Here is a 26,977-nt window from a genome sequence, read left to right as displayed (position 1 = left end):
TAATACGAAGGTTATGATTGGAGGGACAGGAATGAAAGTCAGTATTTTTTCAACTTGTTTAGTAGACCTCATTACCCCGAATGTCGGAATGGCTATGGTTGAAGTTCTCGAAAGGCTGGGCTGTGAAATTGATTTTCCGGCTTCACAGGTGTGCTGCGGTCAACCCACTTATAACAGCGGTTATCTGGAAGATTCCAAGCTTGCCATGAAGAACATGATGCTTGCCTTTGAACACTCGGATTATGTCGTGGGTCCGTCCGGCTCTTGCATCGCTATGTTCCATGAATATCCGAAAATTTTCAAAGGAGATCCACAGTGGGAATTGAAAGCGGTTGCTTTAAAAGAGAAAGCTTATGAGTTTACGCAATTCATCGTACGGGTGCTTGGCATCACCGATGTGGGTGCAAGTCTGGACGGAACTGCCACCTATCACCGTTCCTGCCATATGACAAGACTGCTGGGCGAACGGGAAACCCCCTTCCTATTGCTTGAACAAGTAAAGGGACTACAGCTGGAACCGCTCAAGAACAGTGATAATTGCTGTGGCTTTGGCGGAACTTTTTCAGTAAAAATGCCGGAAATCTCCGGGCAAATGGTCGATGAAAAATGCGGCTGTGTGGTGGAAACCGGAGCGGATATTCTGATCAGTGCAGATATGGGCTGCCTGCTCAACATCGGCGGACGCCTGTCACGTAAGGGCGAACCCGTAAAGATCATGCATATTGCAGAAGTGCTGAACCATAGCCATGCTGCTGTTGCCAAAGGAGGAAGCCAGACTTGAGCCTGCAAACGGATAAACGGGATTTCAATACACGGACTTCAGATGGCCTCGGTGACCCATTCATGAGGAACGCTGTAGGTTCAGCACAGGACAGTTTGAAGACCAGGCGCCTGTCCGCCGCCACCACTCTCGGAGATTGGGAACAATGGCGTACCCTCGGTCAGCAAATCCGCCAGCACACGCTGAAACATCTGGATTATTACCTGGAGCAACTGGCCAGTAACATTGAAGATAAGGGCGGGCATGTCTATTTTGCCAAAACCAAAGAGGAAGCAAGCGGCTATATCCGGGACATCATCGTACAAAAAAAAGCTAAAAAAATCGTCAAATCCAAATCGATGGTCACCGAGGAAATTGAAATGAACCGTGTTCTGATGGAAGCCGGCTGTGAGCTGACCGAGACCGATCTGGGTGAATATATCCTCCAAATGGATGATTGGGACCCGCCTTCGCATATTGTAGCCCCTGCGCTGCATAAAGACCGGACACAGATATGCAGAGTGTTCACGGAGAAACTCGGATATACCGGCGATGAAAGTCCGGAGAACCTCGCCCGTTTTGCCCGGACAGTCCTGCGGCAGAAGTTTCTGGAGGCGGATGTCGGGATCACAGGCTGCAACTTTGCCATCGCTAACCTGGGAGCGATTAATCTGGTGACCAATGAAGGCAATGGTGATCTCACAGCCGCCATACCGAAAACGCATATCGCGGTGATGGGCATGGAACGAATTGTGCCGACGCTTGAAGAGATGGAGGTTCTGGATAATCTGCTCTGCCGGAGTGCCGTAGGGCAAAAATTGACCAGCTATATCACTGTGATGGGACCCTCGGCAGCCGGGGAGACCGATGGTCCGGAAGAGTTCCATTTAGTTGTAGTGGACAACGGGCGGTCCGATATTCTCGGAAGCGAGTTTGGTGAAGCCCTGCAATGTATCCGCTGCGGTGCCTGTCTTAATGTCTGCCCGGTCTACCGTCATATTGGCGGGCATGCCTATGGGTCCATTTATCCGGGTCCAATTGGAGCGGTAATCACTCCTCTGCTGGGCGGATACGATGACTATAAAGAGCTGCCTTTTGCCTCCAGTCTGTGTGGTGCTTGTACGGATGTCTGTCCGGTCAAAATCCCGCTGCATGAGCAGTTGATCCTGCACCGTCAAAAAATCGTGGAGGAGCATCGCACCGGTGCCACGGAAAGATTCCAGATGAAGACGGCAGGAAGGCTGCTGTCCTCCCAGGCTCTATTCGGCAAAGCGCTGCGTTTTGCGAACCCCGCAAGCCGGCTGATCAGCAGACATGGCCGCATTGTGAGAGGACCGGGACTCATCCGCGGCTGGATCAATATCCGTGATCTAAGCCAGCCGGTCAAGCAGCAGGACAGCTTCCGGGCCTGGCTTGAACAACGCAAAGGAGGCTCTGGCCAATGACAGCATCGAACAGGGATTCTTTTCTGAACACAATCGCCCTTAAGCTGGGGCGGGAACGAATCTATGACGTTCATCGTCCGGATATGCAGGATCTGATGCCGGGCAACTCCGGCAGTTTTACAACCGGTGAGTTGGTAGACATTCTTAAGGAGCAATGTTTCTTCATTCATACTCAGTTTATTGAATCGACTCCGGAGATCTTGCAGAGAACATTGGATGATCTGATCCATGCAAATGGCGGAGGTGCTGTAATCACTTCCGGGGATACCCGGTTTGCTGAGTATGGGTTGAAATTCGCGGATGGACTCGTCTGGGAAGAAGCGGCAGGAAGAGAGCAGAATATCATGCGTTCCGAATCGGCCAATACGGCAATTGTCTTCGCCGACTACGCACTAGCCGAGTCAGGAACGATTGTCGTGGTGAGCCGCCCGGATCAGGGTCGCTCCCTCCATTTTCTACCCGCCCACTATATCGCGGTGATTGAAAAAAAGCGGCTCGTGCTCCGCTCCACCCAGGCTGCAGCAGATCTGAACCGTAGGATAGAGGCAGGTGAGCCGCTGGGTTCATCCATTAATTTCATTTCTGGTCCTTCAAATTCCGCCGATATTGAAATGCAGCTCGTTGTCGGGGTACACGGCCCCTTGAGAGCAACCTATGTGCTTATTTAGTCGGTCCAGTTGAATTCCCGCTGTGTACCAAGTCCCAACCACCAGGCTCTGTCCTTATACACTTATGTAACGTGAATTTGAGAACGGTAGCTCATCATTGCGGAATGTCTTGTGAATCAAGGCGGTTTCGCAATGATGACCACTATCTATTTTCAAGTTCATTTTTTGTTGCTCATTGTGCAATTTTGCCCATTGTGCAATAATGTATTTTAGTCAATAGAGCGCAGACTGTTCTGTCTCAAGAAAGGAGGCCGCATGGAACTTGAACCCCAACCCGACACTACGTGATAAAAAAAAGGAAGCCACCGCCTATGCCTTGGCTGAAGCTGCCTTTGAGCTGGCGCTGAAGCAAGGTATGGATGGTTTTATCGTCGACGATATTGTTCAGCAAGCCGGGTACTCCCGGCGAACCTTTGCCAATTACTTCTCGTGCAAAGAGGAAGCGGTAGCGGAGTATTTTATGGGCAGCGCCTCGAAAGAGGATCAGAATATGCTGTTCACGGGACTGCCTCCGGACGCAACACCGCTGGATGCCTTGTACAAGTTGCTTAAGCTGCAATTCACCTCTGAGTTCCTGCATAAATTACGGCAGTTCGTATCGCTCGCGAACCAGTATCCGTCCCTGGAGCCATATATCCTCAGCGTATTCCGCCGCTTGCAGATCGCTGCACAGGAGGTACTAGAGCGTTTCTCCCATGGGCGGTATGCCGACGGATATACCCATCTCCTTGCCGGTGCGGTCTACGGAGCGTTCGTGCCCATACTGGACGGACGGATGAACGTGCTGCTGCCGGGAGAAGCAGGGGATGAACGCTCCGGTGCCATGCCGTTCGATCAGTATTTGAATTCAATGTTTGCTTATTTACGCAACGGCTTTTAAAACAGAGATAAAAAGGAGAAACCATCACATGTCTACTTTTCTATACCGGTTGGGTAAATCGGCTTATTCCAAGCCGTGGTATTTCCTCGCAGCCTGGATCGTCGTTCTTGGTGTTGTTGGCACTTTGTTAGGCGTTAATGGCATACAGTCCAGCTCCGAAATGAAAATTGAAGGTACAGAATCGCAAAAAGTGCTGGATATGCTGGCTAAAGAGCTTCCCGCCGCTGCCGGCGGCCAGGCGAGCGTCGCTTTTACCGTACCGGACGGAGAACGTCTGGACACGCCGGAGCGGGTAGCGTTGCTCCAGAAAGCTATCCATGATGTCTACAGTATGGACTATATCATTAACCCCGTAGAACTGGCCGCCCAAGCAGCTGCGGCTGCTCAAGCTGGGGGTACAGACCCGTCAGCGGCAGCAGGCCAAACAGCTGCTGCGGGACAGACTGGCGCAGCGGGGCAATCTGCCGCGGCAGACCCATCAGCTGCTGCCGGACAGACTGGCGCGGCGGGGCAATCTGCCGCAGCGGACCCATCTGCTGCTGCCGGACAGACTGGCGCGGCGGGGCAATCTGCCGGGGCTGCCCAGGCTGCTCCTTACGGCCCGCTGATGGCTGACGGCGTTCCGGTTCCCGGAGTAATGCTGTCCGCTGACGGCAGCATCGCCCTGTTCCAGTTCCAGTTCACCGTTCAACAGACGTCACTGCCATCTTCCGTACCGGATAACATCATCAACACCGTGACTGAAGTCGAGCAGGCAGGCTCCGGCATCACAGCCATTCCGAGCGATTCGCTGAAGAGTATACCGGCCATCGGCTCGACTGAAGCAGTCGGCGTAGTCGTCGCAGCGGTTGTACTGTTCATGACGCTGGGCTCTGTCGTTGCCGCCGGTCTGCCGCTGATTACCGCACTCCTCGGCGTCGGAATCAGTGTCGGCGGTGCTTTTGCCCTCTCAAGTGTAATCCAGATGAATGACATTACACCGGTACTCGCTATTATGATCGGTCTGGCGGTCGGTATTGACTACTCGCTCTTCATCGTTAACCGGCAGCGGCGGCTCATTCTTGATGAGAAGTTAAGCGCGGGTGAAGCGGCAAGCCGCGCACTCGGCACCGCCGGCAGCGCCGTATTCTTCGCCGGTCTGACTGTTATTATCGCCCTGTGCGGCATGCTGGTCATCGGTATCGGTTTCTTGTCGACCATGGCTCTCGTTGCTGCTGCCAGTGTTCTGATCAACGTCCTGCTGGCGTTAACCCTGCTGCCTGCGCTGCTCGGTCTGGTTGGTGAAAAGATCTGCACCGCCAAAGCCCGCGCAAAAAGCACGGATTCCGGAAATAAAGCCAGCCACGGATTCTCCCACCGCTGGGCAAACGCTACAGTGAAATACCGCTGGGTCATCATTATTCTGGTGATTCTGGTTCTTGGAACAGCGGCGATTCCGGTAACGAAAATGGAGCTGGGCATTCCTTCAGGTGCCTCGGCCAATCTGGATACCCCGGCTCGCCAAAGCTATGACATCATCTCCAAAGGCTTCGGCGAGGGCTTCAACGGACCGCTGCTCCTAGTGGCTGAACCGAAGAACCCGTCCGATAAAATTTCAATGCAGACGCTGGGCAAGCTGGTTCAGGAGCTGCAAATGCATGATAACGTTACGCTGGTGTCCCCAATGGGCGTCAACGCAACCGGAAATATCGCCATTATCAGTCTGATCCCGAAAACCGGCCCGACGGATACGGAGACAAGGGATCTGGTGCATGATCTGCGCGATCCCGCTTCCACTCTCGCCTCCGGGAATGATGTTACGCTTGGTGTGACTGGCTTCACTGCCATCAACATCGATATGTCTTCCAAGCTTTCCGACGCCTTCCCTCTGTATATCGGCATCATAGTGATCCTGTCATTGATCATCCTGCTGCTCGTTTTCCGGTCGGTCATTGTTCCGGTCAAAGCAACGGTCGGCTTTATTCTCAGCGTCCTCGCTACCTTCGGCCTGACTACAGCGGTCTACCAGTGGGGATGGCTGCACTCCCTGTTTGGTTTTGACACGGGAGGACCGCTGCTCAGCTTCATGCCGATTCTGGTCACCGGCATTCTGTACGGGTTAGCGATGGATTATCAGGTGTTCCTGGTCAGCTCCATGCGCGAGGCTTACGTCCACGGACGCCATGGCAACGATAGCGTTGTTCACGGCTACGATCTCGCCAGCCGCGTTGTGCTGGCCGCAGGTGTAATCATGGTTTCCGTCTTTGCCGGCTTCATCTTTGCACCTGACGCGATGATCAAACAGATCGGCTTCGCGCTGGCCTTCGGCATCCTGATCGATGCCTTCATCATTCGTATGACACTCGTTCCAGCCGTTATGGCGGTATTCGGCGACAAGGCCTGGTGGCTTCCACAATGGCTGGACCGTCTGCTTCCGAACCTCGACGTCGAGGGTGATAAGCTAATCGCCAAGCTCCATGCCGAGAGCGACATGAAATAAAAAAGGACGCTTGCAGGCCGTCCGGGTGGCTATTTCGAATATAAACTGCTGGAATAACAGATCTTCCTGATTTAATAAAAACGCTCAAGCAACAAGGCTGTCTCATAAGTAGAGACTCCTACAACAAAGACAGCGATCCTCCGGTTATTGGAGGATCGCTGTTTTGCGTTTTTGGTCATAATCGGCTTGCTTCATTAGATTGTGGGCAAACGGTTAAGGGTGCGGAAATCCTGGCTTTGACGTCCGGCGAGCCACATAAAGGGGATGTGCCTGCGGAGCGTACACCCTAGTACTCACGTTAATCCTATTTAAAAACAGAGGGCTATAAGAGAAACTTCAGACTATTCATATGAACCTATGAAAAAAGAGCCCCTTGTTGAGAGCAAGATAAACAGATTATCCGCCTTCCCACAATAAAGAGCTCATTCTTCGGTAGTTCATCTATTGTGCTGCACGTGTAAAGTTCAACATAACCGGGTCTGCAATCAGCCCTTTACCCCCCCGACAGTCATTCCCTGTACAAAGTATCTTTGCAGGAACGGATAGACTATCAGAATCGGGACACTGGCTATGATCGTCATCGTCGCCCGCAGCGAAGTAGGTGTTACTCTCACTGCATTATCTGCAGATTGGTAGGCCTCCACTGCCCCTGCCGTGGCAGAGGTGTTGGTAGTCTGCAATATTTTCATCAGCTCGTACTGCAGTGTGCTTAGTTTAATATTGGAGGAATTGTACAAAAATACGTCAAACCAGGAATTCCATTGTCCTACAGCCACAAAAAGAGATACGGTTGCCATCGCGGGAATGGTCAGCGGCAATACAACGCGGATAAAGGTCGTGAATTCTCCGGCACCGTCAATCCGCGCCGATTCCAGAATCCCTTCGGGAAGGCCTTCAATGAAGGAGCGGATGATAATCATGTTGAACACACCGATAACCCCCGGAACAATATAGACCCAGAAGGAGTCCGTCAAGCCCAGATTACGGATAAGCAGATATCCGGGGATCAGGCCTCCGCTGAAATACATGGTAATCACGAAGAACAGTGTGACAAACTTGCGGAGCACAAACTCCTGGCGGCTGACGGTGAAGGCCAGCATTGCTGTACAGAAGACCGATACCCCAGTTCCAATTACGGTGCGCAGAAGCGAGATTAACGTCGCGTGATAAATCCCCGATTCTCCGAAGATATATTTATAGTTGTTAAAGGTCCACTCGCGCGGCCACAAATAAATACCGCCTCGCACGGCGTCATTGGCGTCATTGAAGGAAACGGCGATCATATTAACAAAGGGATACATCGTGACAATCATCAGACACACCATAAAGATAATATTGCATATATCAAACACCCGGTCTCCAAGACTGGAATTACGCAAACGGGACTTTTTTCTTGCTTGCATGACGTATACCTCCTCTTAGAATAATCTGCTTTCTCCCATTCTCTTGGCAATGCTGTTGGCTGAGAATAGGAAAATGAAGCTGACTACGGTTTTGAATATGCCTGCCGCTGTCCCTAAGGAAAAGTTGCCCATGCCTAGCCCATACTTCAGCACAAAAATATCTAGGTTCTCCGAGTATTCCAGATTCATCCCGTTCCCCAGCAAATATTGCGGCTCAAATCCGGATTCAAGAATATTACCCAAGTTCATAATCAGCAGGATAATGATAACTGGTTTGAGTCCGGGAAGCGTAATATTGAGCATCCGCTGAAAACGGCTCGCCCCGTCGATTTCAGCCGCCTCATATTGGGAAGGATCGATTGAAGTAATAGCTGCCAAATAGATAATGGTGTTCCAGCCTACGTCTTTCCATACCTGTGTTCCCGCGAGAATCCCCCAAAAATAATTCCCTTTACCCATCCACAGCACCGGTTTATCCAGGAGATGCAGCTTTGTTAGCAGCAGATTAACGATTCCGTCCGGCGATAACACGGTCAGCACTATACTTGACGCCACAACCCAGGAAATAAAGTGCGGCAAATAGCTTACTGTCTGAACCACACGTTTAAAAAGGATATTCTTCAATTCATTCAGCAGAAGAGCCACCGTAATCGCTGTAACAAATCCCAGTACCAGTTGAAGGGTGCTCATCACCAGTGTGTTTCGCAGCACCCGGTAAAATGTGCTGTCCTCAAACAGAATCCGAAAATGCTTCAAGCCTGCCCATTCCTGCTCCGAAAAGCTTCTGGCCGGTTTATATTTCTGAAAAGCCATGGTCCAACCCCAAATGGGAAGGTATTTAAACACAAAAGCCCAAATTACGAATGGAAGACACATAAAAGCCAGCGTTCTCTGCTGGATAAGGCGGCTGAAGAACAAACTGGTTTTATTCATTCTCGCCCCGTCCACTTGCGGGTCCGAATTTACAGAATATGCGGGTTTCTCCACTTGATCTTACTCCCTTCCGTTCCCTTGCTGTTACAGCCGCAGGGTCGAATCGCCTTTCGGCTTACGACCCTGGGCATCTAGCTAACGCTTACATAACCGACATTACCATTTGCCTGCGACGCGGTCTTGTACCTTTTGTGTAATGAAATCCTCATACGTTTTCTTATCCAGCTTGTTGAACTGATTCATATAGTCGTCCCAATTCTTGCTGAAATTGGCCGGTGTGTCCAGAATCATCGAAGGCAGATGGTTCCGCTGGAGATCATCCGCTTTGGTAATGAACATCTGCTCAGGCGACCCCTGTTCAAGGGCGATGGACCAGGCGGGAAACCATGGACGCTCTTCCGGATTACTGAATAGCTCACTGAAGGTCTTCACACCGTATGCTGCAAGGAGTTGCTTGTCACCGTCCGTATATCCGAAGGTTGCCACCTCCGGCTGGCTGCCGGGACCATAGGCGTTGCCGTCCTGCAGAACGGAGCTATTTCCGTAACGCGGCCAGCTGTAATTGAAGTAGTCGAAGCCGAATTTCATGCTCTTTTCAGGATCTTCGTGGATTTGGCGTTGTTCATCGTTGGCATACGTGAAGCGGCCATTCTCGTCAACAGCATAACTTTGGTCCTTGATTCCCCATTGAACCAGAATCTGGTTTTCTTCTTTCAGCAAGTTATCGAAGTACTTGATAATGCGGACCGGATCTTTGGCTTTGACGGTAATGCCTACCCCGTAGTTGTTGACAAAGCCGGGAGGATCAATATATTGGTCCTTAATTCCTTTATCGAACACGATCGGCAATGCTACATACCGTTTATCGTCATTGCCGGCTTTCTTCAGATTGTTGGTTGCGTCCCCAACCTGCCAGGAGTAGCTGAAATAACCGAGTACACGTCCGGAGGTCAGCTTCGCCAAATACTGGTCTCTGTTCATAGTGAAGGACTCTGGATCAACCAGGCCTTCGGCATTGGCCTCATTCAGCTTCCCGATCCACCGCTTCTGATATTCGGAGCCCGCCACCAGCTTGGCCTCATGGGTCTTCATGTCCACCATGGTGCCACCGTCGTTGGGGGAGCCTGCCAAGTGCATGGCGGGATTCTGGAGGGTAAAGAAGCTGCCCTGCTCACCGGCAAAGGTAGCGAAACCGATGGTATCCTTGCCGTCCACCTGCGGGTGTTTTTCCTTATACTTCTTGATCAGATCGAAATATTCATCCAGCGTTTTGATTTTGGGATAATTAAATTCCTTGAGTACAGAGCGCTGAATATAGAACCCCGTCTGGAAATTAGGCTCAGAAAGGTAGCCGATATTGGCTCCATAAGGGAAAAAGTACAGTTTGCCGTCCTTCTGTCTGAATTTCTCAAAATAAGGGCCGTATACCCGCTTGATGTTGGGTCCATACTTTTCAATCAGATCATCCAGCGGAATGAAAGCCCCTGCGTCCATAAGCTTGGCCATTTGGCCACTGGAATCAATAATGTCAGGGTAATCTCCGCTGGCAATCATGACTCCTGCCTTAGTGTCGCCATCGCCCACCAGATATTCAATGTTCCAGTCAACACCGGTTTGCTTCTGCAGTTCTTTCCCAATAGTGGTTTCACTGCCCAGGACCTGCTTCTTCGGCCCGCCAAAGCTGAAATACTTGTACGTAACAGCGGACGTATCCTCGCTTCCGGCTGCGGAATTTCCCGGAGCTGCTGAACCATTCGCCGCACTGCCAGACGAGTTGTTGCCATTATTGCAGCCTGTCAAAGTCGCTGCTAAGACGAGTGCCAATCCAGCGGTCAGAATTTTTCCTTTAAACATTTCGACTAAATCCCCCTTTAGATTTCTTGAATTCCTTCCCTCCTGTAAGCCTCCTCAATATAACAAGAAAACGCTTTCTTGATTACCCAACAAACCATACCTCATACTTTGAAAAACATATCCAAGTACCATCCTCATTCCGGCTTCTCTTCCAGTAAAGGAAGAGAGATTTCAATAGATGTCCCCTCCCCATAACGGGCATTCATTGAAAAAGCAAAGCATTCCTGGTAACAAAGCTTCATACGGCAGTACGCATTTTTCATCCCGACCCGCTCGCCGATGTCGTCGCAATCTTCCAGATACCTGAGCAGTTCCTCCAGCTTGTCCGGGGGCATGCCAATCCCGTTATCCTCGAGTCTGAAGATAAGCTTATCCGCCTGCACGGCGACTGAGATCACGATAATCCCTTTATCCGGGCTCGATTCGATACCATGGATACTGGCATTCTCCACGAACGGCAACAGAACCATCTTTGGAATCCGTTGACCGAGCGCTGCAGGGTCAGCAACGATACTATATTCCAGCTTGTCGCCGAAGCGGTATTGCTGAATCTCCAGGAAGCTTTCAATAAGCGTAAGCTCCTCGCGGACAGTAACATAGTTATGGCTCCAGGAGATCGATTGGCGGAACATCTTCGCCATATGCTGAATGATCTTCGCCGTCTCTTTTTCCCCCTTGATGATACTTCGCATACGGACCGATTCCAGCGAATTGAACAGAAAGTGGGGATTGATCTGGCTGTGCAGGGCATGAAGCTGCGCCTGCTGCTGCTTCAGCTCCAGATTTTTCTTCTGAATATCCGCGACATAGACTTCATTAATCAGACTGTTGATCGTCTCGGTCATCCGGTTGAATTCGATGGTTAGCTGTCCGATTTCATCTCTCGCCTCTTCAGAGGGAATAGTCTGGAAGTTCTGGGCCTTCACCTTCTTCATATGCTTGAGAATCCGCACCAGCCGTACGTGAATGGACCTCGACATGGCTGCTATGATGATGGAAGGCAGAACAAAATTAATGCACGCCAGCCATATGACAAAGGACCTCGACTTACGGACCTCTTTCAGCACACTTTCCTCGTCCATGACCCCTTCCAGTGTCCATCCGTCCAGATAATTAATTCCGCTATAAACGTTCTTAAATGTAAGAGATTTCTTGGGAAAGCTGATGTCCTTAAAAGGAACATCCTCCGTGAGGTTCGCCGTATCGTTCATGAACTGCACTATCCCCTGGGGGTCCACCAAATACACCATGCCATTAAAAGCACTTCCATAAAAGATCTGGTGAATCCGTTCCATGTTCAAGTCTATTTTGACGAGCTGCTCGATGCCGTTCGTGTAGTAATTATTCAATCTCTGAATCAGGCTGAAATTCTGGTCAGAATAAATAAAGGCGGGATAGGAAGCAGAAGAAGCCTGGGACTGTGTATACCAGTCAGATTGGCGAACTTCACCGGTTAACCGGTCCATATAACCGGAGGAGAGTATTGTGGGATTATCCGTATACACCATATACCAGCGGACCCCCTGCACATTTTGATCGGCAAGAGCACCCCTTAGGTAAGAATTGAAGGTTTCCACGTAGTCCTTTTCGCTGGTGAATTTGCGGGTTATTGTTTTGTTGAAAATCGAATCGGCATACAGGGAGTAAGAAAAGCCTACACCTTGATCGATAATTACCCGCAGGTCGTTTTTCAGATTGTTCAATGCCATGTCCGCATCGCGGATTTTTTGATTTCGTATATTGGAGGTGGTCACGTGATAGAACACAACATTGGTCAACACTATGGGAATAAATACCGACAGCACGTACATCAGCAGCAGCTTGTCGCGCAGCTTCAAATAATTCAGAAATTTCTTCATAGGACCGCCCCGCTATTCTTTTTCAATTAGCATGTTCCGGTATTCTGACGGCGATATCTGTTCCAGCTTTTCGAACTGGGTCACGAAATAATCGGCATTCTGAAAACCGACTTTTCCTGCAATCTCGTACATTCTTAGATCGCTTTGCCGAAGCAGCCTTTTGGCTTCCTGTATCCTAAGCTCCAGGAGATACTCGTTGAAATAGATGCCGTAAGTCTTGCGGAACAGCCGCCCCAGATATACAGCATTCATATAGAACTCAGCTGCTATGCTCTTAAGGCTGATATTCTCACGGAAATGGGTATCGATGTATCGTTTGATAGGCTTAATCCCCCCCAGGCAATGAACCTTGCGGAGCCGCGCAATATATTCCGCCGCTTCTTGTACAGCCTGCATGAAATGCTCCTCCAGCATCTGCAGACTCCAATGCCAGTGCCCCCTTTCAGCCAGTTGCTTAAGCCGCAGGATTTCTTCATCGTTGCCGTCCATCTCTTTAATTACGCCAATGATTCCCGTCATACACCGGATGAGCGAACCGGTCACGGCTAGAGGGGTGAAACGCTGCTCATGGAACAACCGGAACATGCTGTTCACGGTTTGCTGGTAATCATTTTTGTTGCCCTCTTCCAGCTGTATGATCAGCTTGCTTGCGAGAGCCGGACTCATATCGAATACATATAGAGGTTTATCTATCACATGCGAATACGTAATGACTCCCGTATTCTCGGCATATTTGTGCCTGGCTGCTTCGTTAGCCTCCGAATAAGAACGGTGAACATGGATCAGCGTGTCAACGGGATCGCCCACATAGAGGCTCAGCCCCGTATTAAGCCGTTCCGAAAGGGCTGCCCGAAGCCGCTCCAAATGAAGTGTAAGACCGCCACGTCCGCCTTTGATCCGGTCCATGCAGAGCAGCATTCCGAATGTCCCCGGCTGCTGCTCAAGAACAGGAATGCCGGTACCTCCCTCTTCAAGGGAATACAGCGCCTCCTGGAATTGCTTCATGGTGATTTGCTTGTCCTGCTGGCCCGAATGAATCTCGATCATGGTGTAGAGAAAGCCGTTCTCTCCTTCCAGTCCCAATGCTGCTGCGAAAGGTTCAGCATCCTCCGCCTGAAGACTCTCCTGCACCAGCGCTTCCATAATTGCACTGGTTGTAAGATCATCATTATTCAGAGTTGCGATCCTCTTCCTGCCCATGGCATAAGACAGCTTCCGCAGCGTAGCGGTCATTTCCTCTTCATCAATGGGTTTGAGAATGTAGTCGTGAACCCCGTAGCGCAATGCCTGCTGGGCATACTTGAAATCGTGGAAGCCGCTGATAATGATGAATATCAGATCCAATCCAGCATGTTCATTCACGGTACGGATCAGATCCAGCCCGTCCAGAGTGGGCATACGGATATCTGTAATCACCAGATCAGGCTCAAGCTGTTTGATCATGTCGAGCGCTTCTGCGCCATTATCTGCCTCTCCCACTATGCTGAATTTGAGCGATTCCCATTGAATTAACTCCAGCAGCCCTTTGCGGACATAGACCTCATCGTCTACCAACAGCACTTTGAACATGATTTCCCTCCTAATGGCAAAAAATATTCCGCCGGTGGTTTCCCGCCGGCGGAACCTGATTAGTTCCTCTCGTAACTTCACTCGCTTCCATTCACGTAATACCTTTCGGTTGGCCCAAGATAAGACTTAGAGATTCTCAGAATATTCAAGCGCGCCTGCAGGGAAGTTCGCCGCGATGAATTCGGATATTCCAAAAAAATCTCGGCCTGTAAATGCACTATGTAAGCTGCTGATTTACAGGCCAAGATAAAATTCACGCTAGACGATGTCATTTATGACACTACATAACCCTACTGGGCAGTCACATTGATACTGTCCACATTCGGTCCTTCCGTACCGGTAGTCACCACTTTAACCGTATTGGTTCCGGCATTCATGGGAACCTGAATGGTTTTTTCTCCCCAGGTTGACCAACTGCCAGTTGCTGCAAAGGCGGTATTGCTAATGACCTTGCTTCCGTTCACATACACGTCCAGGCTTCTTGTGCCGGTTTCCAGTGCATAGCGAAATTTCACATTTTTGGTCCCTGCAATAGCACAGTAGACGCTGCTCCACTGAATGGAGGCATCGGTTGAGACATTGAAGTTGACGTACCCGGTACCGGTATAGCCCGAATTGGTCGTTTCTGCCGCGGCATTCGTTAATGTTGTGCCTGTTTCAGCTTCATAAGTGGTGCCAGTGTCTGTGCCGCTTCCGTTTCCGAGTGCAGCTACAAAGGTTGTCACACTTTGAGCTGGAAGCTGGGCTGAAAAGGAGCTGTTCGACACATTAATGGATGCTCCGGAGGCAACTTTTCGGCTGGCGTCCGAGATCCATGTAGATACGCTCGATGCCGTACCATTCTGCAGGACAAAGTTTTGGCTTACAGCTGAAGTGCTTTTGTTAATGGCAACAATGACAGCTTTGTTGTCGCCTTTGTATGCTGAAATGTATACGTTCGTATTTGGATTCTTTGTGGCGTCAACTCTTACGTATCCAGGACGGATGAATTTGGAGAACTGAGCCATGCTATCCCCGCGCTTACTGATCGTACCATCCTCATTCATCGGACCGTATTGTCTGCGGATGTACCACCACACATATGCCTGAAAGTCCGCCTCTGCCATAGCATTGTGCATATGATAAGCAACTTCCAGTGCCTCAGGCCAGCGGTTCGCAGAGTTATTGTCACTGTTGGGATAATACACTTCCGTCATCCAGAGCTCTTTCCCTGCCCCTTTTTGTTTGAAAAGCGGATAAGGAAAGTCATTAAACGAAGTGCCATAGGTGTGCGCACCCAGAATATCCATATTGGCAAGTGCCTGTGAATCATTCAGGATAGGGTCCGACATATTCTTCAAATAAGAGAACGACTCAGGTGCTATAACCCGGCAGTTAATCGACCCCGCATTATTTTTCATAAAAGTAAGCATTTCTGCTGGAGTCCACCAGGTCCAGGTATGCGCGTAATCCGGTTCATTTTGAACAGAAATCGCATAAAGATCCACACCGTTATTCTTCATATACGTAACGAAATCGTTCAGATGCTGCGCATACGCGGCGTACTTATCGTACCTAAGCCGTTTGGCTGATGTATCGCCATTGTGATTGAAGGTCTCCGTCATATCACTGGGAGGATTCCAGGGCGAAGCAAAAACTATGGCTCCGTGTGCGACTGCAGATTTTGCAGTTTCTACTTCTTTGTACCAGTTATTTTTATTGTCATCCACATAGATTCTCAGGACAGAAAACCCTAGCTGGTTCGGTCCATTACCAAAAGCAGTTTCTCTTTGAGCTGCAGTCAAATCTCCAACCCAAGCCGGGAGATTGATGCCTCCAAACCCGCGGATCACTTGTTTCTCTGCTGATAAATTAACGGTCACATCGCTTGCTGCTGAAACTTTAGGAGGTGCAGGTACCATCATTACCGACAGCACAGTTATACATGCCAATAATGTACACAGTGATTTTTTTACCCCTGATATCATTTTTCTCATCTCCTCATAGAGTAAGTTCCGCCAAACCTTGCTCTTGTCACCTCCTGTCTGATCGAAGCGGCAGCCGTACCTCACCTAAGCTTGTCCATACTCCTTGCAGCACTTGCAAGCGCTTCCTTTTCCTGTATTATAATAAGTATCTACTGTATAATCCTTGCAAAAAAACGCTACTATATTGCGCGGATACCAATAATCCCAATAGATACAATAAAAGGATTGAACGCTATGGATCAGGATACAAACTATATTTTCGCACCTATTACAAAAGAATTGATTTGCTTTCATAGAACAACAGATACGGAGCTGATCAACCCGGCCTTGCCTTATCACCGCCACGATGCATACGAAATATATTTGTTCCTAAGAGGCAATGCTTACATGTATCTTGAGCAGTCCTGCTACAAACTGGCCCCTGGCGATTTAATCATTATCAGCCCCAGCGAAATGCACCGGTGTATCTGTATCGACAACCAAATGTATGAACGAATTGGGCTGAATATCAAGAAGTCAGCCTTGGAGAAGCTTTCAAGTCATCGCTCTAATCTGTTATCCTGTTTCGAATCCCATCCCTTCGGACAGAACAATCTAATCCGGCTCTCCCAGGACCAAATTGTGATGTATTGCGGGCTTGCAGAGAAATTGATCTCCTGCCTCAGCTCGGAGGCATATGGACAGGATCTTCTAGCGGAATCCTACGCAACCCAACTGCTTGTGTTCATCAACACCCTGTATCAGTCTTCCACATACCAATCGAACAATCTCATGCCGGAGCTGGTCAGCAAGACCATGACCTATATCAAGGAGCACCTGGTCGAATCTATATCTTCTGAGCAGCTGGAGCAGCAGTTTCATTACAGCGGCAAATATATAAGCCAGCAATTTAGGGAGCATACCGGACTTACGATACGGTCCTATATTGTCGACAAACGCATTTCACTGGCCATGAGCCATCTGGCCGCCGGCAAGACCGTCGCTGAAGCCTGTGAGCTGTCCGGGTTCAGCGACTATGCTAATTTTATAAGGAGTTTCAAGAAGATAGCCGGAGTATCACCCGGGAGATACGCCAAGGAGGAACCAATGACATAACTAAATAAAATAAACTGTAGAAACTGTCGGCGGGAAGTGAAGCGGGCGGACGCGGTGTCTGCGGGAGACAGGACTGGATCGTTTTAGCCGGTGGCTTTCATCAGCCCTATTCGGACTCAGCCGAACTGGGGGTTGTCATATACAAAAAAAAGCAAGCCTTCCATAGCAGAAGGCTTGCAGGCTTGCGTTGCACCAAAAAGCTTGATTTACTTCTTATAACCAAAATCCGGTATAGCGGTCCATCTTCTGCGCAGCTCGTGAGCCGCCGCTTTGGGCTTGCGTTCCCGGGTGAAGATTCCCTTCTTATTGCCCTGTACCCGGATGATCCCCTGGCTCGTAGCAAAGTCTGCGAAATTCCATACCTGCTCGCCCACAAAATCGGCAAACTCGTCGAAGACCTCATGATTGGCCCGGTAGAACGCCACCTGATATTCTTCCGTGAACATAATCGGCTCCACATCATGAAGTCCGGCTACCGTGTCAGTTCCGTATTCGGTCATCATCATCGGCTTGCCCGGACAACGCTTGCTCCAGGCTTCCAGTTCAAGCCGCAGCTTGCCCTTGGCCGATTCAAGGTCGCCCCCGTCCACATACCAGCCGTAATAACGGTTGAAGGCAAGCACATCAATCAGTTCGGAGATCTTATCTTTCGCAGGCGAGGCTTCAATATGCGTCACCAGGGTAACCGGACGATGCTGCGGATCTTCATCCCGCAGCTGCTCAATCAGCGGCTTGAAGTATTCGTAAGCCCCCTCTTCATAAGAAGCCGGTTCGTTAGCCACATTCCACATCACTACACAGGCATGATTCTTATCCCGCTCAATAAGCTCCCGGATAACCTGCTGGTGATGCTCAAAGGTCTGCACCTCTTTCCAGGTCTCTTTCTTCGATCCCCCTGTAAACATTACCAGGAAATTAAGATCCAGACCTACCGCCGGAGTCTCGTCAATGACGACGAAGCCTTCACGGTCGGCAAGCCGCATCACTTCTTCCGCATAGGGATAATGCGCGGTCCGGAAGGAGTTAGCCCCCGTCCATTTCATCAGATTGAAATCCATGATGTTCACAGCTTCATCCAGGCCCCGGCCATGAAACGGAGTATCCTCATGTTTGCCGTAGCCCTTGAAGTAGAACGGCTGGTTGTTGATCAGGAACTGGCCGTCCCTCACTTCAACCGTCCGCACGCCAAACGGCAGCTCGTAGACATCAATCAACTCTCCCGATTGAAGAAGCTCAATCTTCAGGGTATACAGATAGGCATTCAATGGCTGCCATAGGGTAACGCCGGGTATGTCCAGTATACCGGATAGCTCCGTACCTGAGCAGACCGCGTGACCCTCTTCATCCAGTACCGTGACCCGGATATCCGCTTCTCCGCTAATGTCAACGCTATAACGGACTATCCCCTGTTCACCCTTATAATCGGTTACGACAGTAACGTCCTGAACGAAGATTTGAGGCGTAGAGTACATTTTGACCGGCCGCTGCAGACCTGCAAAGTTGAAGAAATCGAAGTTCGGCTGATTTTTCAGCTTAGTTTTTCCACCGGGAGTTTCAGTCTCTGTGTACAGGCCTACAGGCAGTGTCGTGTAATCCACAACATTATGAACGGCAACCGTCAGCCGGTTCGATCCAGACCGGATATAGTCATTAACTACGGCTTCAAAGGGAAGGAATCCGCCGGAATGCTCCATCACAAACACTCCATTGATGAATACCTTCGCTTTATGTGTGGCCGAGCCGAATCTGAGGACAAGTCGCTCATTCCTAACGTTACGTGGAAGGGCTAGCTCCCGCTCGTACCACACCCAGCCGACATGATTGCGGATCTCCGGATTCACGCCAAGATCATTATAAGCAGAGGGTACCGCCATAGGGATCGTATCTGTAAGCTTAGATGCATGCCAGTTCTCGTCAAATCCCAAGCCGTGATCCAGCTTGAAATTCCAAACCCCGCCCAGATCATACAGACTGCGGGTTTCCGTCATTATTGGATACAGCACGTGCAGCACTCCTATCTGATCCCTTTTTTACTCAGGATTTGGAATCTATAATTTTCTGAATCTTGGTTTGTGCATTCTGGATGGTCGCATCAATACTTTGATCAGACAGCATCATTTTATCAAACTCCTCCAGAAGTACTTTCTCAAGCTCGGCGTGATAAGGCACTGCCGTAGCTGTCGTAGTAGACTTGGTATTCTCCAGAACATAGAGCAGGGATGCTTTATCGATCATTTCCGGATTTTTACTGCCTGCAATGATCCGGTCAACCACATCGTTCAGATCGGCTTTTTTCCAGGATGGGATATTCTTCCCTTGCAGAACAATACCTTCGGTGGAGAACCAGCGGATGAAGGTATACGCTTCCTCTTTATGCTTGGATTTGCTGTATACGCTCAGTACATCTCCGCTGACATTCGCAGAGATCGGATCTTCGGCCTTCAGCTTGGGAATCGGAGCGAACACGGTTTTGAAGCTGGCAGGAATGGTCTCGGTTCCGCCTGTTTCCGGTATCAGGTAGGAGCCCGTTGCAAGCATGCTGGTATCCTGGTTGAAGTATTGCGGTCTGTAATTCAGCTTCTGGCTGACCACCTCCGAATATGGTGTGGCAGAGCCTTCCTTCTCTCCCTGAAGACGCAGTTCAAACGACTTGCGCATGTACGGATTGTCAATATTAGCTGTCTTTCCGTCATCTGTGGTCAGATTCGAGTTAACCGATTGGCCGAAGTTCTGCACAAGATAGCCATATTGGATCCAGCTGTGAAAATAGGTGCCGTACCGGGTTTTATCGCCCTCTTTTTTCGTCATAGCCTTCGCGTATTCCATATACTGATCCCAGGTCCAGTCTTTGGGCAGCTCAAGTCCTGCTTCCTTCAGATGATTCTCATTGATAATAACGAGACCCTGGGAGGACTTGCCTGGCAGTCCGTAGACCTTGCCGTCAATCTTGGTGTCGGCTGTATATTCATCCGCGAAGTTAATTCCGTCCTTAGCCAAATAATCATCCAGCGGTTCGATCATGCCAAGCCCCGCCCGTTGGGACAGATAGGTCATGTTGCTGAACATGATAATATCCAGATCATCGCCGCCGGCAACGGCCAGATCGAGCTTCTTGTAGAATTCATTGGAATTGTTATCCTCAGCGGAAGCAAACTCCACCTTGATGTTCGGATGCTGTTTTTCAAATTCCGCAATGACGACATCCCAGTTATCCATTTTTTTGGCATACCAGTTGCTCAGCTTGATCGTTACAGGTTCATTCGCATCCTTTACGACATTGGAAGCTGCCCCCGCACCCTCCTCTGAATTGGCACCTCCGCACCCGGAAATGAGTAAGGATAATAGCGGGATTGCGATGAATAATTTACGTTTCGCCTTAAACATGATAAAACCCCCTGTTGTGTAATTAGTCTAGCCTTTGACACTTCCCATAGCAACTCCCTCAATCACCTGCTTCTGGCCGATGATGAAGATGATTAAGAGAGGTAGAATGGCTGAAACCGCACCTGCCATCATTAAGGAGTAGAATTCGCCGCTGAAATCAGCGAATTTCCTGATACCCAGCTGCAAGGTGAACAATGAATCGGACCGGAGGAAAATCAGCGGATTCTGGTAATCATTCCAGGTCCAGATAAAGCGGAGAATCATATAGGTTGCAAGGGCTGGCTGCACCAATGGCAGGGCTATCCGGCTGAATATGGTCCAGTGGCCCGCTGCGTCAATCCTTGCCGATTCAATAATTTCATCATGGATGCCCAGGAAAAACTGTCTGAGCAAAAAGGTTCCCAGCACGCCTGAGGCGGCAAGCAGCACCAGTCCGATATGGCTGTCAAACAGTCCAAGCCAGCGGTACATAATAAACTGCGGAACCAGAATGGCTTGTGTCGGAATCATAAAGGTGGCCAGGACAACCAGGAAGAGGGCATCCCGTCCTTTAAAGACAATTTTGGAAAAACCATAGGCTGCCATTGCGGAAATCATCAGAGACAGCGCTGTAGACATCAGGGTGACCTTGGTGCTGTTCCAATAATAGAGTGTGAACGGCACGGCTCCCGCCCATACCTGCTTATAGTTCTCTACCATATTCCATTTCGCCGGAATCCACTGAATCGGATACTTCATGACATCAAGCTCAGGCTTAAAGGAGGCGGAGAGCATCCATAAGAAAGGCATAATAAACAGTATCCCTGCAAACCCCATGAAGATAGTTACAATAACGCGGCTAAGCTTGATCGATCGCATGTTAAACCTCCTAGTAATTGACCCATTTCTTTTGTCCGACCCATTGAATCAAGGTCACCAGCAGGATGAGCATGAGCAGGATAATCCCCATAGCGGATGCATAACCCGAATCCAGGTTAATAAAAGCAACCTCATACAGATAAAATACAATCACTGAGGTTGAACCTGCCGGCCCGCCACCCGTCAACACCATGATCAGATCAAAGACCTTGAATGATCCGACAATCCCCGTAATTAACAGGAAGAAGGAGGTAGGCGATAGCAGAGGCAAGGTAATTCTGAAGAACTGCCTAAGCGGAGATGCACCGTCCACATCGGCGGCTTCATATAAATCCCGTGAAATATTCTGCAGGCCCGCCAGATAAATGACCATATTGAAGCCCAGCGAGGTCCACACCATGATAATCATGACCGAGATCAGGGAAAACTTGGGATCAGCCAGCCACATGGGGGGATTCTCCACACCCATAGACCGGAGGAACCCGTTGATTGGACCATTGGTGGGGTGATACAGGACTCTCCATAGTAAGGCAATGGCTACAAAGCTTGAAATAAAGGGCATGAAATAAATCACTTTGAAGAATGTCTTGAAATACGTTGCTTTGTTAATTAACGCGGCCAGAACCAGAGCCAGAAACATCGCTACCGGAACTACGGCAATCATGATCAGGTTGTTGATGAGCGAGCGATGAAAGGATTCATCCTGCATTAGCCGTGTGTAATTATCCAGCCCGACAAAATGAAATCCTTCCAGCCCGGATACAAAATTCCAATCCGAGAAGCTGATCACAGCAGATAAGAGAATAGGAATAATCACTAATGTAGTGGTTAGAATGAGCATGGGTGAAATAAATAAATACCCCGCAATATTGTCGTAAAAGGATTGCTTGCGCATTCTGCCCGTTCCCGGCTTACCCAATCGTTTTATTGTCCCCTCTTCAGGAATAACCTCCACTTTTTCCACCTCGTTTAATTTTTGTATCTTCATTATAGAAGTGCTCCTTTTATTGCACATGCAACGAATTTATCTATCGCGAAAAGTTTGTATAGCATTATTTTTTCTAAAATGAAAAAATTGTTGGATGAGGTTATCGGCGTAATCAAGTACCATAAGCTTGTGAAGGTCTCTAGTACTGGAGGGGAAACGAATGAAAGATAAACGTAGGCTCAGTCAATTATCCTTCCGGCAAAAGCTTATCCTTACCTCTATCGCCTGCCTGGTTATACCGGCGCTCGGGATGCTGTATATTACAATTGTCTATTCCAAACTCATTATCCGGGAGCATTCCTTGGAGAAAGCTACGCAATCCCTCACGATTGTCCAGTCGCAAATCGATGTTATCTTTGAAGAAATGGTATCGGTCTCAAATTTCGTCCATTTCGATCCGGAAATCAAAACCCTGCTGGAGGATGCCAAGACGAATCCTGTTGCCGCGAGAACCCTGACGAGCCGTCTGGAGCAGGTAGCCGGAGACACCCTTGATCTACGGATCACGCTGCTGGACAATGAGGGACATGCTTATTCCGATTATTCCTTCTACGACTATGATCCGCGGCAATTTATTAAGCAAAGCTGGTTCTCCACGCTGGAGCAGCTCTCACCGTATGACACTTTATTTCTGGGAGCAGAAGCGAATTACCTGACATCCCTTGAGCCTGAGAAGCCGTTTGTCTTCATGACTGCACGGGCGTTAAGAGAAGGAACGACGGCTCTCCCCTATGCTTACCTTATCGTCAGCCGCAGTGAGGCTTCCATCCGCGAGCGTTTTGCTTCATTAGAGGAAGATGTGTATCTGCTGAATGATAAGGAGACGATTCTGTCCAACCGGAACCAGGCCCTGATTGGTTCCAATTTCAATAGTCTGTTGTCCATCGATGAGCTGGTGTTCCCGGATATCGTAGAATTCAAGGATGAGAATCAACTCCTCCTCTCCCTGCCGCTTAAATATGCCAAATGGAGATTAATCAGCGTAGCTCCCTATGAGCAACTGACGGAAAGATTGAACGGGATTAACCGGACAGGCCTATTCATTCAGGCCATATTCGCGGTCAGCTTTTTATTTGCGTTAACTTATCTGCTGCGAAAATTCACCAAGCCCGTGCTTGTCCTGGGAAAGGTTGCCCGCAGAGTGGAGGACGGGGATCTGATGGTGCGCTCCAACATTCGGGGAGCCGACGAAATCGGCAGCCTGGGGCTTTCCTTTGACAACATGCTTGACCGTGTACAGCTGATGCTCAGACAGGTGGAGACGGAACAGGAATTGAAACGCCAGGCCGAGATTGCCATGCTGCAGGCCCAGATTAATCCTCATTTCCTGTTTAACGTGTTAAGCTCGATCCGGCTGAAACTGCTCATGAAGCAGGATGAGGAGAATGCTTTTATCGTCGGCTCCTTATCCTCTATGCTGCGGGCCAGCTTGTCTAAACAGGATGAATTCGTCTCCATTGCTTATGAGCTTGATTCTGCGAAGCAGTATATGGAGTTAATGCGATTTACCATGAGATATCCTACGGACTCTGTAGTCCATGTGAACAAAGATTTGCTGCTGGAAATACTGCCGCGGTTTATTTTGCAGCCCATTATTGAAAATGCTTATAAGCACGGGTTCGTGCAGGGCGGGGGGCAAATTATGATTGCCATTGAGAAAATAAATTCCATGCTTAAGATAAGCGTCGAGGATAACGGGACCGGAATGGATGAGCCTACACTGGCCTCATTATTGAAGCATATTAAACAGAAGGATATCGAGTTAGATACCTTGAACATTGCCGCCCCCCCTGTAACCCCAGCCTCTCACGGCATCGGATTAATTAACGTCTATCAGCGGTTGAAGCTCATCTACGGGGACCGCTTCGAGATGAGCATTGAGAGCATTCACGGGCACCGTACAACTGTACAATTAGTAATACCTGTCAAGCAGACTGGAGCGGATGAATATGGTATATAAAGTAGTATTGGCCGACGATCATTTCCCTGTACTGGAGTATTTAAGCGCCTCCATCCCCTGGGATACCCTTGGCCTGGAATTGGCAGCCTCGTGCTCGGACGGCAGACAGGCCTGGGAAGCCTGCCAGCTGCATCATCCCGATATTCTGCTCACCGATATCGGCATGCCGGCGATGAATGGACTGGAATTAATCCAGAAGGCGCGGGAAGTGAATCCCCAGCTTCAGACCATTATCTTGTCCTGCCACGGAGAGTTTGAATATGCCCAAAAGGCTGTGAGATTGAACGTGGCTGAATATATATTGAAGGAAAGCCTGCAGATCGATCAGGTGATTACTGTATTGGCCGAGGCGGTCTCCCGTCTGGAGATGAAGATGAACTCCCGCAATAACTACCTCCAGATGGAGAAGCTGGTGAGTCAGAATCACTCAGCCATCCGGACGAGATTCATCCGCATGTTTGTCGAGCAGCCGGTCTGGGATGAAGCCGAGTGGATCGGACAAGCCGAAGAGATGGGCATACACCTGCAAAAAGGGGTTCCCTACTTGCCCGTGCTGGCGGTTCCTGAACGTTCCTATGAACTGGAACGGCGGTACGGCGGAATCGTGAACCTGCAATTTGTTATGGATAATGTGCTACAGGAATTTCTGGAGATAGAAGGAATCATTCAGTTCGCTGTAAACGAACGGAAGTTCATCCTGTTCATCCCTTTTCCTCGTATTCTCATCCGCAATCTCTATGAGGAGTTCCGGAATAAGTTCCTGCACGTACAGAAGATGTCGAAGCTGCACCTGCGTATGGGAATATCATTCTTTTACGGCGATACCACTCCAAGCCTGATTGAAATTAAGAAGCAGATTCAGGCGTTACTGGATTCCCAGGCTCTGCGCTTCTATACAGCCGAGGGAGCGATTATGAAGCTGGAGCCCGTGAAGACGACCAGCGAAGACCTGTTCGTGCATTACTCTGTGATTCTTCAGCAGTTAAGAGACTGTATCCAGCATGAGGATGGTTCGCAGATTTCCGCTACGGTCACGGAGATCAAAGCCTATATTGGGGACAAGAAATATCCGGTAGAAAGCGTGAAAAGCTGGCTGCTCAAAATGGTGATGGAGCTGGAATTGAAATATGTTGTGATGCAAAACTTTGTCAACAATTTCAGCAGTGAACGGCATCAGCGCTCGATCCAGGAGTTCGAAACCCTCGATCAGCTGATGGAATGGCTTGAAGAATTCCTGAAGGATAAAATTCTGATGCTGAGATCCATGTGGAAGCAGAATGTCCGGAAAGAAGTGGCCGAGGCTAAACGTTATGTCATGAATCATATTGGGGAGAAGGTTGGTATGGATGAGATGGCCAAACGTCTGGGCTTGAACCCCACCCACTTTAGCCGGTTATTCAAAATTGAGACCGGTCTGACCTTCATTGAATATGTTACCAAGGTAAAGATGGAACAAGCCCGGGATCTGTTGAATCAAACGAACATCACTGTAGTGGAAATAGCAGAGCAGTTAGGCTATGACAATGTCAGCTACTTCATCAAGCTCTTCCGTAACTTCGCCGGCATGACCCCGGCGGAATTCCGGAAATCCATCTAATAGAAGGATAATTAATAGCGTAGAGCATATAAATTCTGCGAACAAAAGGGGAGGAAGCCGAGGGGGGCTAACCAGGCCGGAGGCAGACTATTAAGTGTCCGCCCCCGGCTTGTCCATTGCCCAATTTGGGGTTATCCTGAAACATGATTAGTCAGAACTTATCGATCTTGTACCAGAATATAGGCAGCGGGAACCATCCAGTAGGCACTTCCACTGACATATAACGACTGTGTTGTGTAAGAAGAAGAGCCTGAGCCTGCTGCTTGTTGAGGACAATTGCACCCGGCTTAGCAGACCGCTCGACAGTCACGCCACCCGCATCTACTCGCGCAGTAACCGGCTGACCGTCCATAACTGCGGAGAATTCCCCCTGGACAATCCCTGTGGTCTTGAACTTAAGCGTCAGATAAGCCTTCAATACATTGGCGAAATCCAGAATATGATACATATCAGAGGTCTCGATAACATAATCGTCAGCCATGCTGCCAAGAACCTTATTCAGAGAAATGTCATATTCCGGCGTATAAATCGTGATTCGCTCTGCTCTGCTATACCCCATGTAAGCCTTGATCGTCCGTGCAATATCGTCCGCATTTGCCATCGCGAATTCAGATATTTCATCGCCTGCTTCGTTTACAATCAGATACCCGATCAGCTTACCTTTATCCAGGACACCAAGTGCTTTTTGATGAAGGGAATTGAAAATAAGCGGCAATTGCTGTGAATTACGTTCAATATAAGCCAGCCGCGAGGTGTTTATGCTGTGCGCAAAGGCTTCTGCTCCTTCAATCTCGAATAACGGGCTGAAGGATATTCCAGTGTCGTTCACATGTCTTAAGCCATGACGCACATTGGCCTCTCCGACCAAATACTTGAACTTTACACCGCCAAGCGTGAAGCCGAAGTACTCATATCTCTGCCGCTGACCATATAACACAACCATATCACACGTATTGCGCAGTTCTTCAAGCCACATCTCCATGAGCGCCTTCATATGCCCTTCGCCTCGCGCACGCGGATGGACCGATACGGTACCCAAATAGCCGGTTCGCAGCGTATACTCACATACCGTCAGAGGCTCGGGAAAAACAGCCACCTGTGCGCGCAGCCTGCCTTTTTCATCCACAGCAACCTTATGCATAGCTGATGAATCTACGTTCTTGTCATAGGCTTTGGGCATCAGGGCTTCAAAATCCAAGTGAAAAACATAGTTGGCCAAATCTATGCATTCCTCACGCTCATCGGGAGTTGCCGTTCTGTATTTAATCATTTTCCCCT

General features: G+C 49.3%; 19 protein-coding genes. 8 read left to right on the top strand and 11 right to left on the bottom strand.

The annotated features are described in order from the left end of the window. The first annotated feature begins 31 nt into the window (after positions 1-31). The 5 genes from ACTJKB_RS08065 to ACTJKB_RS08045 all read left to right on the top strand — a co-directional run bounded on the left by ACTJKB_RS08065 (position 32) and on the right by ACTJKB_RS08045 (position 6,232). On the top strand, positions 32-781 hold the full coding sequence (locus ACTJKB_RS08065) for a (Fe-S)-binding protein (RefSeq protein WP_440833089.1): 750 nt from the start codon (positions 32-34) through the stop codon (positions 779-781). Further along, positions 778-2,205 (top strand): LutB/LldF family L-lactate oxidation iron-sulfur protein, encoded by a 1,428-nt coding sequence (locus tag ACTJKB_RS08060; protein ID WP_440833088.1) that lies wholly within the window; start codon positions 778-780, stop codon positions 2,203-2,205. Before ACTJKB_RS08065 ends, ACTJKB_RS08060 begins: the two co-directional genes overlap by 4 nt. Continuing rightward, the gene (locus tag ACTJKB_RS08055; RefSeq protein WP_440833087.1) at positions 2,202-2,873 is read left to right on the top strand and encodes a LutC/YkgG family protein; all 672 of its coding nucleotides are present in this window, start codon (positions 2,202-2,204) and stop codon (positions 2,871-2,873) included. Before ACTJKB_RS08060 ends, ACTJKB_RS08055 begins: the two co-directional genes overlap by 4 nt. A gap of 262 nt (positions 2,874-3,135) precedes the next feature. Then, on the top strand, positions 3,136-3,753 hold the full coding sequence (locus tag ACTJKB_RS08050; RefSeq protein ID WP_440833085.1) for a TetR/AcrR family transcriptional regulator: 618 nt from the start codon (positions 3,136-3,138) through the stop codon (positions 3,751-3,753). Between the two features lie 28 nt (positions 3,754-3,781). After that, positions 3,782-6,232, top strand: a complete 2,451-nt coding sequence (locus tag ACTJKB_RS08045; RefSeq protein ID WP_440833083.1) for an MMPL family transporter — start codon at positions 3,782-3,784, stop codon at positions 6,230-6,232. A 485-nt stretch (positions 6,233-6,717) separates the two neighbouring features. On the opposite strand, the gene ACTJKB_RS08040 is transcribed toward ACTJKB_RS08045, so the two are convergent. The 6 genes from ACTJKB_RS08040 to ACTJKB_RS08015 all read right to left on the bottom strand — a co-directional run bounded on the left by ACTJKB_RS08040 (position 6,718) and on the right by ACTJKB_RS08015 (position 15,817). After that, positions 6,718-7,635 carry a carbohydrate ABC transporter permease gene (locus tag ACTJKB_RS08040; protein WP_440833082.1) on the bottom strand — a complete coding sequence of 306 codons (918 nt, stop codon included), beginning with the start codon at positions 7,633-7,635 and terminating at the stop codon, positions 6,718-6,720. 15 nt (positions 7,636-7,650) lie between these two features. Beyond that, positions 7,651-8,568 carry an ABC transporter permease gene (locus tag ACTJKB_RS08035; RefSeq protein ID WP_440833866.1) on the bottom strand — a complete coding sequence of 306 codons (918 nt, stop codon included), beginning with the start codon at positions 8,566-8,568 and terminating at the stop codon, positions 7,651-7,653. Positions 8,569-8,724: 156 nt separating this feature from the next. Further along, positions 8,725-10,422 (bottom strand): ABC transporter substrate-binding protein, encoded by a 1,698-nt coding sequence (locus tag ACTJKB_RS08030; RefSeq protein ID WP_440833080.1) that lies wholly within the window; start codon positions 10,420-10,422, stop codon positions 8,725-8,727. Positions 10,423-10,556: 134 nt separating this feature from the next. After that, on the bottom strand, positions 10,557-12,281 hold the full coding sequence (locus ACTJKB_RS08025) for a sensor histidine kinase (protein ID WP_440833079.1): 1,725 nt from the start codon (positions 12,279-12,281) through the stop codon (positions 10,557-10,559). A 12-nt stretch (positions 12,282-12,293) separates the two neighbouring features. Further along, positions 12,294-13,850, bottom strand: coding sequence for a response regulator transcription factor (locus ACTJKB_RS08020; RefSeq protein ID WP_440833077.1), 1,557 nt, complete (start codon positions 13,848-13,850; stop codon positions 12,294-12,296). A 290-nt stretch (positions 13,851-14,140) separates the two neighbouring features. Next, positions 14,141-15,817, bottom strand: coding sequence for a carbohydrate-binding protein (locus ACTJKB_RS08015; RefSeq protein WP_440833076.1), 1,677 nt, complete (start codon positions 15,815-15,817; stop codon positions 14,141-14,143). A 234-nt stretch (positions 15,818-16,051) separates the two neighbouring features. On the opposite strand from ACTJKB_RS08015, the gene ACTJKB_RS08010 reads away from it, so the two are divergent. Beyond that, positions 16,052-16,912: an AraC family transcriptional regulator gene (locus ACTJKB_RS08010; protein ID WP_440833075.1), complete on the top strand. Its 861-nt coding sequence runs from the start codon at positions 16,052-16,054 to the stop codon at positions 16,910-16,912. 206 nt (positions 16,913-17,118) lie between these two features. On the opposite strand, the gene uidA is transcribed toward ACTJKB_RS08010, so the two are convergent. From uidA to ACTJKB_RS07990, 4 genes are read right to left on the bottom strand one after another with little or no spacing between them, the layout of a single operon-like run. Then, positions 17,119-18,915: a beta-glucuronidase gene (uidA, locus tag ACTJKB_RS08005; RefSeq protein ID WP_440833073.1), complete on the bottom strand. Its 1,797-nt coding sequence runs from the start codon at positions 18,913-18,915 to the stop codon at positions 17,119-17,121. A gap of 31 nt (positions 18,916-18,946) precedes the next feature. Next, positions 18,947-20,296: an ABC transporter substrate-binding protein gene (locus ACTJKB_RS08000; protein WP_440833072.1), complete on the bottom strand. Its 1,350-nt coding sequence runs from the start codon at positions 20,294-20,296 to the stop codon at positions 18,947-18,949. 27 nt (positions 20,297-20,323) lie between these two features. After that, positions 20,324-21,154 carry a carbohydrate ABC transporter permease gene (locus tag ACTJKB_RS07995; RefSeq protein WP_440833070.1) on the bottom strand — a complete coding sequence of 277 codons (831 nt, stop codon included), beginning with the start codon at positions 21,152-21,154 and terminating at the stop codon, positions 20,324-20,326. 10 nt (positions 21,155-21,164) lie between these two features. Continuing rightward, a complete protein-coding gene (locus ACTJKB_RS07990; RefSeq protein WP_440833069.1) occupies positions 21,165-22,142 on the bottom strand; it encodes a carbohydrate ABC transporter permease in 978 nt (325 codons plus the stop codon). Positions 22,143-22,302: 160 nt separating this feature from the next. On the opposite strand from ACTJKB_RS07990, the gene ACTJKB_RS07985 reads away from it, so the two are divergent. Both ACTJKB_RS07985 and ACTJKB_RS07980 read left to right on the top strand, forming a co-directional pair. Beyond that, complete coding sequence (locus tag ACTJKB_RS07985; protein WP_440833068.1) at positions 22,303-24,102, top strand: sensor histidine kinase; 1,800 nt, start codon at positions 22,303-22,305, stop codon at positions 24,100-24,102. Then, positions 24,092-25,699 (top strand): response regulator transcription factor, encoded by a 1,608-nt coding sequence (locus ACTJKB_RS07980; protein ID WP_440833066.1) that lies wholly within the window; start codon positions 24,092-24,094, stop codon positions 25,697-25,699. The genes ACTJKB_RS07985 and ACTJKB_RS07980 overlap by 11 nt, the downstream gene beginning before the upstream one ends. A 151-nt stretch (positions 25,700-25,850) precedes the next feature. On the opposite strand, the gene ACTJKB_RS07975 is transcribed toward ACTJKB_RS07980, so the two are convergent. After that, entirely contained in the window at positions 25,851-26,969 is a 1,119-nt protein-coding gene (locus tag ACTJKB_RS07975) for a GNAT family N-acetyltransferase (protein ID WP_440833065.1), read from the bottom strand. Positions 26,970-26,977: the final 8 nt, after the last annotated feature.

Origin of the sequence: Paenibacillus sp. 22594, assembly GCF_052044425.1 — a bacterium.
GTDB lineage: Bacteria > Bacillota > Bacilli > Paenibacillales > Paenibacillaceae > Paenibacillus_AQ.
This window is presented reverse-complemented; position numbering and strand designations above follow the sequence as displayed.